Annotated in this window: 12 protein-coding genes; 4 read left to right on the forward strand and 8 right to left on the reverse strand. The window is 64.7% G+C overall.

Annotated elements, in window-relative coordinates; translation table 11 throughout:
• Nucleotides 1-48: 48 nt before the first annotated feature.
• Nucleotides 49-765: an SOS response-associated peptidase gene (locus BM193_RS11220; RefSeq protein ID WP_092798064.1), complete on the forward strand. Its 717-nt coding sequence runs from the start codon at nt 49-51 to the stop codon at nt 763-765.
• On the opposite strand, the gene BM193_RS11225 is transcribed toward BM193_RS11220, so the two are convergent.
• The 8 genes from BM193_RS11225 to queE all read right to left on the reverse strand — a co-directional run bounded on the left by BM193_RS11225 (nt 762) and on the right by queE (nt 9,445).
• Nucleotides 762-1,940 (reverse strand): DUF418 domain-containing protein, encoded by a 1,179-nt coding sequence (locus BM193_RS11225; RefSeq protein ID WP_092797802.1) that lies wholly within the window; start codon nt 1,938-1,940, stop codon nt 762-764. The genes BM193_RS11220 and BM193_RS11225 overlap by 4 nt on opposite strands.
• A 5-nt stretch (nt 1,941-1,945) precedes the next feature.
• Entirely contained in the window at nt 1,946-2,863 is a 918-nt protein-coding gene (ldcA, locus tag BM193_RS11230) for a muramoyltetrapeptide carboxypeptidase (RefSeq protein ID WP_092797803.1), read from the reverse strand.
• A gap of 54 nt (nt 2,864-2,917) precedes the next feature.
• On the reverse strand, nt 2,918-3,835 hold the full coding sequence (locus tag BM193_RS11235; protein ID WP_092797804.1) for an alpha/beta fold hydrolase: 918 nt from the start codon (nt 3,833-3,835) through the stop codon (nt 2,918-2,920).
• Nucleotides 3,836-3,987: 152 nt separating this feature from the next.
• On the reverse strand, nt 3,988-5,142 hold the full coding sequence (locus tag BM193_RS11240) for a hemin-degrading factor (RefSeq protein WP_092797805.1): 1,155 nt from the start codon (nt 5,140-5,142) through the stop codon (nt 3,988-3,990).
• Between the two features lie 61 nt (nt 5,143-5,203).
• Nucleotides 5,204-7,570: a TonB-dependent hemoglobin/transferrin/lactoferrin family receptor gene (locus BM193_RS11245; protein ID WP_092797806.1), complete on the reverse strand. Its 2,367-nt coding sequence runs from the start codon at nt 7,568-7,570 to the stop codon at nt 5,204-5,206.
• Between the two features lie 263 nt (nt 7,571-7,833).
• Nucleotides 7,834-8,361, reverse strand: a complete 528-nt coding sequence (tadA, locus tag BM193_RS11250; protein WP_175533242.1) for a tRNA adenosine(34) deaminase TadA — start codon at nt 8,359-8,361, stop codon at nt 7,834-7,836.
• Entirely contained in the window at nt 8,354-8,800 is a 447-nt protein-coding gene (gene queD / locus BM193_RS11255; protein ID WP_035819191.1) for a 6-carboxytetrahydropterin synthase QueD, read from the reverse strand. Before queD ends, tadA begins: the two co-directional genes overlap by 8 nt.
• Nucleotides 8,801-8,809: 9 nt before the next feature.
• Entirely contained in the window at nt 8,810-9,445 is a 636-nt protein-coding gene (queE, locus tag BM193_RS11260; RefSeq protein WP_092797808.1) for a 7-carboxy-7-deazaguanine synthase, read from the reverse strand.
• A 312-nt stretch (nt 9,446-9,757) separates the two neighbouring features.
• Here queE and BM193_RS11265 point away from each other — a divergent pair, with 312 nt between their 5' ends.
• The 3 genes from BM193_RS11265 (at nt 9,758) to BM193_RS11275 (ending at nt 14,765) form a co-directional block, all read left to right on the forward strand.
• Nucleotides 9,758-10,672 (forward strand): sensor histidine kinase, encoded by a 915-nt coding sequence (locus BM193_RS11265; protein ID WP_175533243.1) that lies wholly within the window; start codon nt 9,758-9,760, stop codon nt 10,670-10,672.
• Between the two features lie 87 nt (nt 10,673-10,759).
• Nucleotides 10,760-11,746, forward strand: coding sequence for a sensor domain-containing diguanylate cyclase (locus BM193_RS11270; protein WP_254786057.1), 987 nt, complete (start codon nt 10,760-10,762; stop codon nt 11,744-11,746).
• Nucleotides 11,747-11,900: 154 nt separating this feature from the next.
• Complete coding sequence (locus BM193_RS11275) at nt 11,901-14,765, forward strand: M16 family metallopeptidase (protein ID WP_254786059.1); 2,865 nt, start codon at nt 11,901-11,903, stop codon at nt 14,763-14,765.
• Nucleotides 14,766-14,846 lie beyond the last annotated feature (81 nt).

Consider the following 14,846-nt stretch of genomic DNA (forward strand, 5'->3'; position numbering starts at 1 on the left):
ATGCCGGCGCCACGCCCGCGCGATCAGGCGATCGGGTATGATTTCGCCATGTGTGGACGATTCGATCAAAATGACACGGCGCGCGTGCTGGCGTCGTCCTTCGGCTGGACCGACGCGGTGTTCGACAGCGAGGCCGAGCCGCACCTGAATGTTTCGCCCGGCACGTACCGGCCCGTGCTGCATATCCAGGATGGCGTGCGCCGGGTCGACGATGTCTTCTGGGGCTACCGCCCCGCCTGGGCCGCCGCCGCCACGCCCGCCCCGGGCAAGAAAAAAATCCCCATCGCCATCAATGCCCGGCTGGAAAAACTCGCCGGCGCCTACTGGAAACCGCTGCTGCGCGCGGGGCGCGGCATCGTCTGCGTCGATGGCTGGTATGAATGGACGGGAGAAAAAGGCAGCAAGCAGCCGTGGCATATCCACCGCCACGACCGCGCGCGGCTGTTCCTGCTGGCCCTGGCGCACTTCGGCGCGTACAAGCTCAACCGCGAGGAAGCGGGCTTCGTGCTGGTGACGGCCGATAGCCTCGGCGGCATGGTGGATATCCACGACCGCCGCCCCGTCGCTGTCAGCCTGGCGGACGCGCACCGCTGGCTGGACCCCGCACTGACGCCCGAGCAGGCGCTGCACCTGGCGCGCACGTGCATGCTCGACGTGGAGCTGTTCGAATGGCATGCCGTGGATAATCCGCTGGTGCCATCGGCCAAGGCCAAGGCCCCGCCAGCGGCTGCGGCGCAAGGCGCCTTCGACTGGGGATCGGATTAATGCAATCTCGCCAGCCGGCGCCACAGCGCTTCCATCGGTCCTTGCCGGAAGTGCCGCAGCCAGTAGCGGCTCAGCAGCACCTGCCCCGCCATGATGATTAGCGCCAGGCCCAGCATCGCGGCCGGACGCAAGCTGGCGCCCCAGCCCAGGCCCGGCCCCTGCAGCAGCCAGGTGCCGATCAAGGATTGCAGCAGATAATTACTCAGCGCCATGCGTCCCACGGGCGCCAGCCATGCCCCCAGCCGGCGCAGCAGCAACGGGCCGGCCAGCATCAGCGCCGCCACATAGCCGGCCGCCAGCACGGGGCCGCCGGCGAACATGGCCGCCTCGAACAGGGCCGCATCGAACACCTGCTGATACGGCTCAGCGACTTGCCATGTGATGGCCCAGGCCGCCAGCAGGTTGAACGGCAGTCCCGCCCCCAGCCCCACGCCGCAGACCCAGCGCCACAGGCGCCGGTGGCGCCACGGCTGCGTCAGCCAGCCACAGCGCACGGACAAGATACCCAGCAGGAATAGCACGATGATGTGCGGCAGCATGACGATGGCATACAGCAGCGACACAAGGAAATCGTTGGCGCGCAGCTTGGCCACGGCCCACACGCTGCCTTGCGTATAGATGGCGTAACGGGCGGCAAAGCTTTGCAGCTCTTTCGCCGTGTCGGATGCGCCACCCTGCTGTCCCACGGGAATGAGCAGGCACATGAACAGCAAAAAGCCGCCCGCCACCAGCCAGGCGCGGTTGCGCACCAGGCTCAGCCTGGCGGCAGCCAGCGGCAGGATCAGCATGCCGGCGACGGCATACGAAGTCAGCACGTCGCCGCTCCAGATGAGGAAACCGTGCAGCAGCCCGAACGCCAGCAGCCAGCGCAAACGGCGTCGATAGGCCGCTTGCGCCGCTTCCCAGCCGCCCAGCCGGCGTTGCAGGGAGCGCGTCTGCAAGGCAAAGCCGGCGCCGAACAGATACGCGAAGATGGGATAGAACTTGAACTGCGCGAATGCCGCCACGAGAAAAATCACCAGCTGATCGAGCGCCGGCGGCTGCGCGGGCAAGGTGCCGTAGCGCAAGGACAGCGTCCCCCAGGCAAAGCCCCAGATATTCACCAGCAGGATGCCAAACACGGCGATGCCGCGCAACACATCGAGCTGCAACAGCCTGCCGGGTTGGGCGCGCATGGAGTTCAGGGGCGCGCCAGCGTCGGGTAATCGCGCACCTGCAGGCTGAAGCCGGACGCATCCGATTGCAGCCGCGCCTGGCCACCGAACGGCAAGGTGACACGGCGGCGGATATGGCCGAATTCCAGGCCCGTCAGCACGGGCACGGGCAAGCGCTGGCGCACGTAGGCCAGCATGGCGTCGAAATCGTAGCCGTTATCCATGGGGCTCAGTTTATAGGCGGAAAAATCACCGAGTATCACGGCTTGTTGACGGCCAATGACGCCCGCGTGCAGCAATTGCAGCAGCATGCGTTCGACCCGGTACGGGTGCTCGTTGACGTCTTCCAGGAACAAAATGCCGCCATCGATCGCGGGGAAATACGGCGTGCCCAGCAAGTGCACCAGCATGGCCAGGTTGCCACCCCACAACTTGCCTTCCAACTCGACCTGCGGGTTGCCTGCCGCCACGCCTGTGACCGCGTGCGTGGGACCGGCCAGGCATGACCACAGCTGGTCGAGCGTAAATTGCTCGGGCTCGTCGCGCGTAAAATCATCGCAGATCATGGGACCGGCGAAGCTGGCGCACCCCGTTTTCGCCATCAAGCCCATGTGGAAGGCCGTGAAGTCGCTGTAGCCGACGAACAGCTTGCGGCTGGCGGCCATGCGTTCAAAATCGATGTCGGGCAAGATGCGGCTGATGCCGTAGCTGCCGCGCAAGGCGAGCACCACCTGCACGGCCGGGTCGGCGGCGGCCGCATTGAGCTGCGCCAGGCGGCCCGCGTCCGTGCCGCCGAAGCGCTGGAATTTGTGCTCGGGGTCGTAGTAATTGTGGACGGTGGCGCCTTGCGCCTGCAGGCGGGCGATGCCGCGCGCCAGGGCCGCGTCGTCGGGCGCATAACCGCCCGGCGCCACGATGGCGATGCCAATCTCAGGTGTCTTCAAAATATGCCTGGCTAGTCTAGTGGTGGGCGCGCCAGCTTACTGTCAAGCTTACTGTCAAGCTGGCTGGGAGCGCATCTGGGGCGCCATCTTACCTTGCAGATGTCCATCGATCAAGGCGAGCAGGCGCTCGATCAGCTGCGGCGGCATGTCGTGCCCCATGCCCTCGATCACTTCCAGCCGGGCGCCCGGGATCAGCGCCGCCGTATCGATGCCGCAGGCGACGGGGATCAGGGGATCGGCCGCGCCATGGATCACCAGCGCCGGACAGCTGATGCTGGGCAATAGCTGTGTGCGTTCGCCCGAGGCGGCGATGGCGACCATCTGCCGCGCCACGCCTTCCGGGCAGCTGCCCCGCGTCAAAGCCGCTTCGATGCGCTGGTACAGCAGCCGTTCCGAGACGGGATAGGCGGGACTGCCGATGACGCGCGTGGTGGCGGCCATGTGCGCCATCAGTTCGGCGCGGCTGGCATTGCGTTTCGGACGTTGCAACAGCGCACGGCGCGCGGCCCGCGTGGGGCCGGGCAAGCCGCGCCGGCCGCTGCTCGACATCATGGAGGTCAGGCTGAGCACTTGCCGCGGCGCGCGCGCCGCCATCACTTGCGCGATCATGCCGCCCATCGACACGCCGATGACGTGCGCCTGCGCGATACGCAGGGCCGCCAGCAAGCCCAGCGCATCGTCCGCCATGTCATCGAGGGTATAGGAAGTCTTCAGGGGCCAGCCCAGCAGGCTTTTTACGTAGGCCAGCGGCAGATACGGCTTGCCCGCCTGCGCCATCTTGCTCGACAGGCCGCTGTCGCGGTTGTCGAAACGCACGACGCGAAAACCTTGCTCGACGATGCCTTCGACAAAGTCGGCCGGCCAGGCGATCAGCTGCATGCCCAGGCCCATCACCAGCAGCACGCACGGATCGTCCGGGTCGCCGTGGCTTTCATAAGCTATGTTGAGGCCGTTCGCCATGATGGTTGCCATGATTGCCTCTCTTCAGGAACCAGCACGCAGGCACGATCGCTGCGGCCTTGCAATCAGCATACCACTATTGTGCTTCAGACATGAGGCCGGCACGCGGCACCCAAACTGAAGTGTTGCCGCGCCGGTACGGCGCGCGGCAACTCTGCTGCTACCTACTTGGCCTTAGGCAAGGAATCAGCCAGGTCCACCCACGCTTGCGGCTGCGGTTTGCCCCGCTCGCGCACGCCGAAGAAGGAGACCACTTGCGTGCCGTCCTTGTCGAAGAATTCGACGGACGTGACGCCGCCGCGCTTGACGACCCAGCCGCTGCGCAGGGCCGTGTCACGGATGTGCAGGTTGAAGTCCGGGTCCAGCACATTGAAGAAGCCGCCGGCGGCCATGGTTTTTTCGATCTTGCCGCTGTAGATCTGCGTCAAGCCCTCGTTGCCCAGGAAGACCATGATGGCGACCTTGTTCTTCGCCGCGTTTTCCAGCAGGGTGCGCAGCGCTTCCGGCGTCACGCGCTCGACCACGCCGGCCGGCGCCAGGCGCAGGGCCTGTTCGCGCGACACATGGAATTCGCGCATGATTTGCGCAAACTGGTGCACGTCCGTCATGTCTTTCCAGGCCAGCTGGAATTCCTTGACGTCGATCTCGCTATCGGGTTTTTCCGCCGCCTTCGGCGCCACGGCCAGCACGTTCAAGTCGGCGCTCTGCTGCGGCAGGCGGAAAGTCGCCACCAGCTTGTCGTAGACGGCCACGCCCGGCTCGTTGCGCAGGTAGATCTTGTGCACGGCCGTGCCGTTGGCGTCAAAGAATTGCAGGCTGCGCGTCGGCTTGCCGTCGCGGCCGGGCTGGACCACGGCGAATGCGTATTTCCAGTTTTCAAAGTGGAAGCGCAAATCGATGGCGCCGCCCAGGTAGCCGCCCGCGATATTGCGCTGGCGCGCTTCCGTTTCCGGATCCTTGGCGCCGGCCTGTTCCGACTTGTCGCCCGCCTGCTTGAACTTGCTGGCGGTGCCCGTCGTTTCAATGACGCCGTTTTCATTGCGCGTGATGCCTTGCACCAGGCCCAGGTCCAGCGCGGCGCGCATGATTTCGCGCGGCTGGTTGCCGTCGGCCTGCAAGCGCGTGACGCCGTTGCCGATGTTAGTTGCCAGCAATTGCGCTTCCGACACCCCGAGTGCGCGCGCCGCATCGCGGATCTGCAGCTTCGGCTGTTCCGCGCGCAAGGTGGACCAGCGTTCCGCCAAGGTGGCTGGGGCCGCGTATGCGTTTGCAATCAGCAGGCTGCCTAGCAGGGATAGAACGAGTTTGGATAACTTCATAGAGAGACCATTCAATCAAACATGGAAAAAAAGAGGCGCGGGTGCGCCTCCCCGGTGAAACTTAGAAACTGACGCTGAGGCTGGCGGCGACGTTGCGGCCCGGCTTGGCGTAGCGCTCGATCTCGGCGCGCTCGGCGGCCGTGGTACCGGCGGCCAGGCTGCGCGAGGCGGCGTAGTCCCAGTACTTGCGGTCGCTCAAGTTGTAGACGCCGACGATGATCTTGGCGTTCTTGTGCACGTTCCAGTAGCTGGTCAAGTCGAAGATGGTGTACGACGGCACGGTGAAGCGCGGCGTGGTGACGCCCAGGATGATATCGTCCGGCGCCTGTTTCTCGCCCGCATGCAGGGCCGTCAGTGCCAGGCCGAACAGCTGGTTCGTGTGGTCGTAGCCGAGGCTCAGCGACGTCTTGGCCGGCGCCACCGAGGCCAGGCCGGCGCTGTCGCCCGTCCGCGTATTGAAGGAGCGGCCTTTCGCCACGCCCGTGCCCAGGTCGACGTGATAACCCTGCATGACCGGCGCCCAGGCGCCCAGTTCGGCGCGCAGGGTCAGCTCGGCGCCCCAGGTGCGCGCATTGCCGATGTTTTCCGGGCGGAACAGGCCCCAGCTGAGGGTCGGGTAATTCACCGGATCCGGCTCTTGCGCCACGTACTCGATCATGTTCTTGTATTGCGTCTGGTAGACGGAGGCATGCATGCTCAAGCCCCTGGCAACGTCGCCCTTCAGGCCCAGCTCGTAGGCATTGCTGGTTTCCTTGCGTAAATTGGCGTTGCCCAGGATGGCGTAGCCGGCGCCCGTGCCCGTATAGCTGAAGGAATCGTAGGTGCCCGTGCGTTCGGCCGCCGTCGGCAGGCGCGTGCCGCGCGTATAGGTGGCGTAGGCGTTTATTTGCGGCAGCACTTCCACCGACAGGCTCAGGCTTGGCGTCAGGTAGGTATCGCTCTCCGTGCGCACTTCCTTGGCCGCGTCCGGCACGGCGATCACGTAGTTTTGCAGGTTCTTCGGCTCCAGCTTGCGGTAATCGGCACGCAGGCCCGGCGTCAGCACGGCCTTCTTGCCAGCCAGCTTGAAACTATAGTCATCGCGGGCATACAGCGCCACCTTGGTGCCGTCCATGTCGGCCATGCGGTTCTTGCGCGTGATCTGGTGCTCGCCCGTGGCGATCACCGTGCGGTCTTCCACCCAGGGGCGGCGCGACTCGGTCTGTTCCAGCTGCACGCCATACACCAGCGCATTGTCGGCGTTGAGCTGCTTGAACGCTTCCGACGTCAGGCCGATGCTGTCGTTCCTGAACGTGGTGTCGATGGCGCGCTGGTACTGCTTGCCGCCCGTGATGTAGCGGGCATTCGTCTTGTCGTCGACCTTGGCGTTCTGGATATAGACTTTCGAGGTCAGGCGGTCGAACAGGGCGAAATCCTTGAGCACGATGTCATGGCCCAGGCTGACGCGGGTGCGTTTGGTGGTGGAATCCTGCTTCACGCCGTCAGGATACGAAGCGCCCGCCTTGTTGTCGACATCGCGCTTGTTCTTGCGCTCGAACATGTCGAGCGTCAGGTCCAGCTTCTGTTCACCCGGCAAGGCCCACACCAGCTTCGACAGCAAGGCATTCGAATGCCAGTCGTCTGGATTGATGGGTGCGCTGCCGCGGCTGTCCAGCTGCTCGCCGTCCCGGTGCACGTAGACGGCCAGGCCTTGCAGCTGGCCGCCGATCTTCGCCGCGCCCGTCAAGGTATGCGCATTGCTGCGGTCGGCCGTGGCGCGGCCATATTTATAGGCCACGTAATGGTCAACGCCTTCGCCCAGGTAATCCTCGGGCGACTTGGTGATGAAGGCCACGCCGCCGCCCAGGCCGGGACTGGCGCCGCTGACGGCCGTCGTGCCCGAATCGATGCGCACTTCGCGGAAGGTTTCAGGGTCGAAATAATCACGGCCCGTGGCAAACGCGTTCAAGGTCTGCCCGTCCGGCTTCGGCGCGGCGTCCGGCAGCGAGATGCCATCCACGTCCAGGCTGACCCGGTTGCCTTCCAGGCCGCGGATGTTGTAGCCCGTGTTGCCCGAACCATCCCACACGTTGCCGGCGCCCGAGGCGGCCATGGGTGCGCTGATCAATGGCAGGTAGCGCACGATGCCGCCCATGTCCGTCACGCCGCGCTTTTCCAGGTCTTCGCCGCTGATCACGGTCTTGGTGCCGGCGCGGCGCTCGTAATCCTGCTTGGCGTTGACGACGATTTCCGGGAAGACGGGCAGCTTGGCCGGTTCCTGGGCGGCCGTGCCCGCATTGACGGCGGCGGCCGTTTGCGCGACGGCAGGCAGCAGGGGCGCGGCGAACAGGCCCAGCAAGGCGGCGCGCAGCACCAGGTTATGGCGGCGCGGAAGTTGGATGGCGGGTACGACGGGCGCAGCGGAGCGCTGTGGAGGCACTGTAGTCATGATGATCCGGTGAAAGAGTGAAGGCTGGCTCTTGAACCCGGATCGATAACGATAGTGTTAGCGATACGTAAGGGAAGTTTGCTGGCGAAAACAATACTGTAACACGAATCATTCTCATTTGAGAATGGCAAAGTGGTCTAGATAGATGTTATTTCGCAACAGTTGTAAAAAATGCCAGCTTAGGGGCTGGCATGGGCTGGCATGGGCTGGCATGCAGTGATCGCAGAGCAGAGCACAGCCCCGCCCTGCCGCCGGGGCTGGCGTCAGGCGGCGGGATGGGCCAGCTTGCGCGCCTCGGCCTGCGCGCGGCGGCGCTCGGCAAAGAAGCGCCGCAGGAAATCGCCGCATTCGTCGGCCAGCACGCCGCCAACGATGGCCGTCTGGTGATTCAGCGCCGGCTGTTCGAACAGGTTCAGCACGGAACCGCAGGCACCCGTCTTCGGATCGCCCGCGCCGTACACCACGCGCGCCAGCCGTGCATGCAGCATGGCGCCCGAGCACATCACGCACGGCTCCAGGGTCACGTACAGCTCGCAGCCGGGCAGCCGGTAGTTGCCCAGCTTTTCGGCGGCCGCGCGCAAGGCCATCACTTCCGCATGCGCCGTGGGGTCGTGGCGGCCGATGGGCTGGTTGTAGCCCACGGCGATGACTTCCCCATCCTTGACGACGACGGCGCCGACAGGCACTTCGCCCAGGTCCCACGCATGCCGGGCCTGTTCCAGGGCCAGTTGCATGTAGCGCGCGTCGGCCCCGTTCACGGCTGGCGCGGCGCTGTCAGGCATGTCAGTCATCGGTCACTTCTGCCCAGCAATTCGGCGTTTCGTGCAGCACCAGTTTATGCAGGTGCAAGCCGGTGCCGAAATGGTCCGTAAAGGCCGCTTTCAGGATCTCGAAGGCGATGCGCGCCAGGTTTTCCACCGTCGGGATGCGGTCGATGACGACGGTCTTGTGGTCAGGCAGGCTGGCCAGGAAATCGCGCACGGCCGTGTCTTTCTCGTAGACGAGAAAGGCGTGGTCCCACACATCGACCAGATGCTGCTTGGCCAGGGTTTTCACGTCGGAAAAGTCCATGATCATGCCATTGTCGGAATTGCCTTCCGCTTCGATGACCTTGCCGACCAGGGTGATTTCCACCGTGTAGCGGTGGCCGTGCAGGTTGCGGCACTGGCTTTTATGGTCGGGAATGCGGTGGCCCGCGTCGAATTCGAGCTTGCGTGTGATAGTCAGCATATTGTTTTGTTAAGGTATTTGCAGGAGTTTATGGGTTTGCAGGCTCAGCTTCCACTTCGGGTTGCTTTTGCATGTCTCGATGGCCAGCTTCATATTGTGCGCGGCCAGGGGGCCGTCCATCGCCTGCACGAAGAAGTTCTCGAAATCGAGTTGTTCGTAGGCGGCCAGGTCTTGCTGGAACTGGGGAATCACCACCTTGATTTCATTGCCTTTGTGCACGACCAACGTGGAACCCATCTTCGGGCTGACACAGATCCAGTCCACGCCCGGCGGCACGGGCAAGGTGCCGTTGGTTTCGATGGCGATGGTAAAACCGACGGCGTGCATGGCGTCGATCAGGGCCACGTCCAGCTGCAGCAGCGGTTCGCCGCCCGTAAACACCACGTATTTGCTGGCAGCATAGCTGGCCGGCCACAGGCTGTCGATCAGCGCGGCCAATTCCTGCGGCGTCTTGAACTTGCCGCCCAGTTCGCCGTCCGTGCCGACGAAATCCGTGTCGCAGAACTGGCACACGGCCGTGGCGCGGTCGCTTTCGCGGCCCGTCCACAGGTTGCAGCCGGAAAAGCGGCAAAACACGGCCGGACGGCCCGCGTGCGCACCTTCGCCCTGCAGGGTGTAAAAAATCTCTTTGATGCTATAAGTCACAGTATTTCCTAAGAGCTGGCTGGCGCCACCGCGCAGGCGGGCGCATGGACGCGGACGCGCACGGCGCAAAAAAGCAGGGCCGGGGCCGTAGAGCCGGTTGACAACCCTCTATTATATGCCGCCACGACACTTTCCGTGCAAATGCCGCGCCTGCCAACGGGCATGCCGCCGAGCGGCGCGAAAAGCGCCCAGGAATGCGACAGCGGCAAGCCTATGTGCCGAGTTTTTGCGTTTAGACAATATAAATACTCCAAAGCTAATATATTTTCTGTAAGAGCATTGCCTGTTGGAAAACATTTGGGGAGCGAGGAGATGATGCAACACCGCACACGCCTGCCGGTTCGCCTTGGCATCCTTGCCTGCCTGGCGGCGGGCACCGCCCTTTCCCTGCATGCGGGCCAGGCCGCGGAACCGCTGGCGCTGGACACCACGCCGCTGAACCTGGTGACGGCCTGCGCCGTTTTCCTCGGCGTGCTGGCCACCCTGCTGCTGTGGCGCCAGCATCGCCTGGCCGTGCGCCTGCACGTGCAGGAACAGCGACGCAACGGCGCGGAGCAAAGCCGCATCGCCGGCGAACAGCACAAGGCGCGCCTGCAGGAACGCCTGCGCATCGGACGCGACATCCATGACGACCTGGGCCAGCATCTGCTGACCTTGAAAATCGACCTGTCCATGCTGCAGAGCAGCGTGTCCGGCACGGCGCCGCTGCTGGCGCAGAAGCTGGCCATGATTTCGCATAATGTCGACCTGAGCATCGCGGCGCTGCGCTGCGTCATCCACGACCTGCGCCCGCCAGCCCTCGAGCACGGTTTGCAAGCCGCGTTCGATGGCTTGCTGGCCGAGTTTTCCCGCAGCACGGGCATCGTGTGCGACTACGCCTGCGACACGGGGCTGGCCGACGGGGCCGCAGGCGTGCATGAGGTGCTGCTGTACCATGCGCTGCAGGAAGCGCTGGCGAATATCGCCCGTCATGCGCAGGCAAGCCGCGTGCAGGTCGCGCTGCGGCGGCATGCCGCCGCGCTGGAATTGCGCATCAGCGACAATGGCAGCGGCATGCCGGCCAGCACGCGCCTGGGCTGCGGCCTGTCCGGCATGCACGAGCGCCTGGCCTGCGCCGGCGGCTGCCTGCACATCGACAGCCGCACTGGCGGCGGCACCACCTTGCAGCTGAGCTTGCCACTGTCGCCAGCGCCCGCCCTGGACGATGCCGCCAGCGATCATGGATAAATATTGCTCTATATCAACACTCACCACCCGCCACACTGCATCATGGCCATCGAGCCCGCCCCATTCACGCCCAACAAGGACGCATTCATGCCGGACAGCCACGCCCACGCCAGCGCATCACCCTATGGGGAAGCCCAGGGATTCGCCGTCAAAATGATGGAATTGCTGGTCGTGCCAACTTTCGTACTCGATGTGCAAGGCAAGCTGATGATCTGGAACCGCGCCTGCGAGCAACTCACTGGCGTGCCGGCCGCCGAAGTGCTGGGCACGCGCCAGCCAGGGCGCTGCTTTTACACGGACCAGCGCGCCACGCTGGCCGACCTGCTGCTGGCCGGGCATGGCGGCGACGCCCGCGCCCTGCTGGAGCAGCAGCAATACCGTGGCAGCACGGGCGACAACCTGTGCGCAGAAAACTGGTGCGACATGCCCCGCACGGGCAGGCGGCGCTACCTGGCCGTCGATGCCAGCCCCATTTACGGCAACAGCGGCGAACTGATCGCCGTGGTCGAGACCCTGCGCGACATGACCGATGAAAAACGCGCGCAGGTGGCGCTGGAACGCCTGGCCACGCGCGACGGCCTGACGGGCCTGGCGAACCGGCGCTGCTTTGACGACACCATCCACGCCGAGTGGCAGCGCGCCCAGCGCCAGCGGCAGCCCTTGTCGCTGCTGATGGTCGACGTCGACAATTTCAAGGAATACAACGACAGCCATGGCCACCAGGGCGGCGACCTGTGCCTGCGCAAGGTGGCCGGCGCCGTCGCCAGCGAAATGCGCACGAACGACCTGGTGGCCCGCTATGGCGGCGAAGAATTTGCCGTGATCCTGCCGAACCAGTCGCTCAAGGGCGCGGCCATCGTGGCCGAACGCATCCGCCAGCGCGTGGAACGGCTGCAACTGCCGCGCAAGCGCGCCGACGGCGCCTGCGTCACCGTCAGCATCGGCGCCGCCACCGCCCTGCCCGGCGCGGGCACGGAACTGGGGCAGCTGATCCACACGGCCGACTGCGCCCTGTACCGCGCCAAGCACCTGGGCCGCAACCGCATCAGCCTGCCCGAAACGACGCTGACCTGAGCCCCTGTCCCCGCGACACGGCTTGCCTGCCCTGACGGGGCCGCCCCTTCATGCCACCACGCCTTGCCCCTATGCACGGCGGCATGAATATTCTATGCTGCGGTGTTGCACTTTCATAACATCCAAAAAAGAAGGAGCCCTCGTGTCAAGAATCATGCCCGCTTTATTACCCGCGTTCGCCCTGGCCCTGTCGGCCATGGCGTCGTCGAACCTGGGCGCCGCGCCCGTCAAGCCGGCCGCCGGCCACAGCGCCACCGCCGCCCAGGCTGACTTGCTGCCGTTCAAGGCCACGGAGAAAACCCTGGCCAACGGCTTGAAAATCATCATCGTGCCGACCGGTTTCCCGAATATCGTCTCGCTGCAGATTCCCGTGCAGACGGGTTCGCGCAATGAAGTGGAACCGGGCAAGTCCGGTTTCGCGCATTTCTTCGAACACATGATGTTCCGTGGCACCAAGGCGTATCCGCCCGAGAAATACCAGGCCATCATCACCAAGGCCGGCGCGCGCCAGAACGCCTACACCAGCGACGACCTGACCAATTACCACACGACGTTTGCCAAGGATGACCTGGAAACCGTGCTGAAGGTGGAGGCGGACCGCTTCCAGCACCTCGACTATGCGGAAGACGCGTTCAAGACGGAATCGCGGGCCGTGCTGGGCGAATACAACAAGAACAGCGCCAATCCCGTGTCGAAACTGTTCGAGGTGATGCGCGACAGCGCCTACACGACGCACACCTACAAGCATACGACGATGGGCTTCATCCAGGACATCGAGGACATGCCGAACCAGTACGCGTATTCGAAGATCTTCTTCGACCGCTGGTACCGTCCCGAGCGCACCACCATCATCATCGCCGGCGACGTGGAGCCGCAAAAAGCCATCGCGCTGGTGGAAAAATACTGGAGCGCCTGGCAGCGCGGCAAGCAGCAGGCGGCCGTGCCCGTCGAGCCGAAGCCGCAAGGCCCCGTCTACAAGCACGTGGCCTGGCCCACGCCGACCCTGCCGTGGGTGGCCATCGGCTTCCATGCGCCCGCGTTCTCCGTGAAGGACAAGGACCAGGCGGCGCTAGCCACCCTGCTGGCGCTGTCGTTCGGCCCCACCTCGCCGCTATACAAGCGCCTGGTGCAGAATGAACAGAAGGTCGACCAGCTGATCGAGATGACGCCGGACCGGGTCGACCCGACCCTGGCCCTGATCGGCGCGCGCGTGAAGAACATCGACGACGCCGTCTACGTGCGCGACGCGATATTGGCCACCGTGGCGCAGTTGCGCGACACGCCCGTGAGCGAGAAGGACCTGGCGGACGCCAAGTCGGCGGAAAAATACGGCTTGATCCGCACCCTCGACAACACGGAGCAGATCGCCGGCACCCTGGCTTCCTTCGTGCACTTCGACCGCTCCTACGCCACCATCAACCAGTACTACCGGCTGATCGACGCGCTCACGCCAGCCGACCTGCAGGCGGCCGCGCGCAAGTACCTGACGGACCAGGGCCTGGTCATCACCACGCTGTCGAACGCGCCGATGGCGGCCGCCATCGCCACCACGCCGACACTGGCCAGCCTGCTGCCAGCCAAGTCCAGCGCGACATTCGACGTGCTGGTGCAAAAATCGGCGCTGCCGCAAATCCGCTACAAGCTGCTGTTTACGGCCGGCTCCGCGCAAGACCCGCAAGGCAAGGAAGGCCTGGCCGCGCTGACGGCGGCCATGGTGGCGTCGGGCGGCTCGTCCGAGCGCAAGATCGACGAAATCAACGCCGCCCTGTTCCCGCTGGCCGGCAGTTTCAGCCAGCAGACGGACAAGGAAATGACGACGTTTACGGGTTCCATCCACAAGGATAACTGGACCCAGTTCAACGCCATCGCCCTGCCCCTGCTGCTCTCGCCCGGCTTCCGCGAAGACGACTTCCGCCGCCTGAAGGATGCGCAAAAGAATGCGCTGCTGCTGGACCTGAAGGACAATAACGAAGAGGAGTTCGCCAAGGAGCGGCTGCAGACGAATGTCTACGCTGGCACGCCATACGGCCACCCGGTGCTGGGCACCGTGGCCGGCATCGACGCCATCACCCTGGACGACGTCAAGCAGTTCTGGAAGACGGCGTATGCGCAAGGCGCCGTCAAGGTGGGCATTTCCGGCGACGTGACGGACGCCATGACGGCCTCGCTGACGCAGGCGCTGGGCAAGCTGCCGGCCGGCAGCGGCTTGCCGGCCACGGTCAAACCCGTGGGCCACAAGGCGAACGGCCTGGAAGTGGAAATCCTCGAGAAAAACACGCGCGCCACGGCGATTTCCTTCGGCCTGCCTCTGGAGGTGACGCGCACGCACCCGGACTTCCCCGCCCTGTGGCTGGCGAAGACCTGGCTGGGCGAGCACCGCGCCTCGAACTCCTACCTGTATCAGCGCATCCGTGAAATCCGCGGCATGAACTATGGCGACTATGCGTATATCGAGGCCTTCCCGCGCGGCATGTACCAGTTCTTCCCCGACCCGAACCTGGGCCGCAAGGCGCAGCTGTTCGAGATCTGGATCCGCCCCGTGGCGCCGGACAACGCCCACTTCGCGCTGCGCGTGGCCCTGACGGAACTGGGCAAGCTGGTCGACCACGGCCTGACGCAGGAAGACTTCGCCACCACGCGCGACTATCTGATGAAGAACGTCTTCGTCATGACCTCGACGCAGAACCAGCAGCTCGGCTACGCGCTCGATTCGCAATGGTATGGCACGCCGGAATTCACCAAGCTGATGCGTGACGGCTTGTCGAAGCTGACCGTGGCCGACGTCAACCGCGCCATCGGCCAGCACCTGTCGGCCAAGAACCTGTCCGTGGTGATCGTCGCCAAGGATGCGGCCGGCTTGAAGGAGAAGCTGGTCAGCGACGCCTTCTCGCCCATCAAGTATGACGGCAACAAGCCGCAGGCCTTGCTCGACGAAGACAAGGTCATCGGCGCGATGAAACTCGGCATCAAGCCGGAAGCGGTGACGATCACGCCTGCGGCGCAGGCGTTCGCCAAGTAACACGCTTGCCACAGCAACCTCATCCGATGCAGGCGGTCGGATGGGGTGCATTCCCCCCTTCAGCACGGTCATCCCCGCCTT

It is taken from the genome of Janthinobacterium sp. 344 (genome assembly GCF_900112025.1).
Taxonomy (GTDB): Bacteria; Pseudomonadota; Gammaproteobacteria; order Burkholderiales; family Burkholderiaceae_D; genus Janthinobacterium.

Coding starts and splice junctions, on each gene's coding strand:
- BM193_RS11220 (WP_092798064.1), top strand. CDS start 49: ATGTGTGGACGATTCGATCAAAATGACACGGCGCGCGTGCTGGCGTCG.
- BM193_RS11225 (WP_092797802.1), bottom strand. CDS start 1,940: ATGCGCGCCCAACCCGGCAGGCTGTTGCAGCTCGATGTGTTGCGCGGC.
- BM193_RS11235 (WP_092797804.1), bottom strand. CDS start 3,835: ATGGCAACCATCATGGCGAACGGCCTCAACATAGCTTATGAAAGCCAC.
- BM193_RS11240 (WP_092797805.1), bottom strand. CDS start 5,142: ATGAAGTTATCCAAACTCGTTCTATCCCTGCTAGGCAGCCTGCTGATT.
- BM193_RS11245 (WP_092797806.1), bottom strand. CDS start 7,570: ATGACTACAGTGCCTCCACAGCGCTCCGCTGCGCCCGTCGTACCCGCC.
- tadA (WP_175533242.1), bottom strand. CDS start 8,361: ATGACTGACATGCCTGACAGCGCCGCGCCAGCCGTGAACGGGGCCGAC.
- queD (WP_035819191.1), bottom strand. CDS start 8,800: ATGCTGACTATCACACGCAAGCTCGAATTCGACGCGGGCCACCGCATT.
- BM193_RS11265 (WP_175533243.1), top strand. CDS start 9,758: ATGATGCAACACCGCACACGCCTGCCGGTTCGCCTTGGCATCCTTGCC.
- BM193_RS11270 (WP_254786057.1), top strand. CDS start 10,760: ATGCCGGACAGCCACGCCCACGCCAGCGCATCACCCTATGGGGAAGCC.
- BM193_RS11275 (WP_254786059.1), top strand. CDS start 11,901: ATGCCCGCTTTATTACCCGCGTTCGCCCTGGCCCTGTCGGCCATGGCG.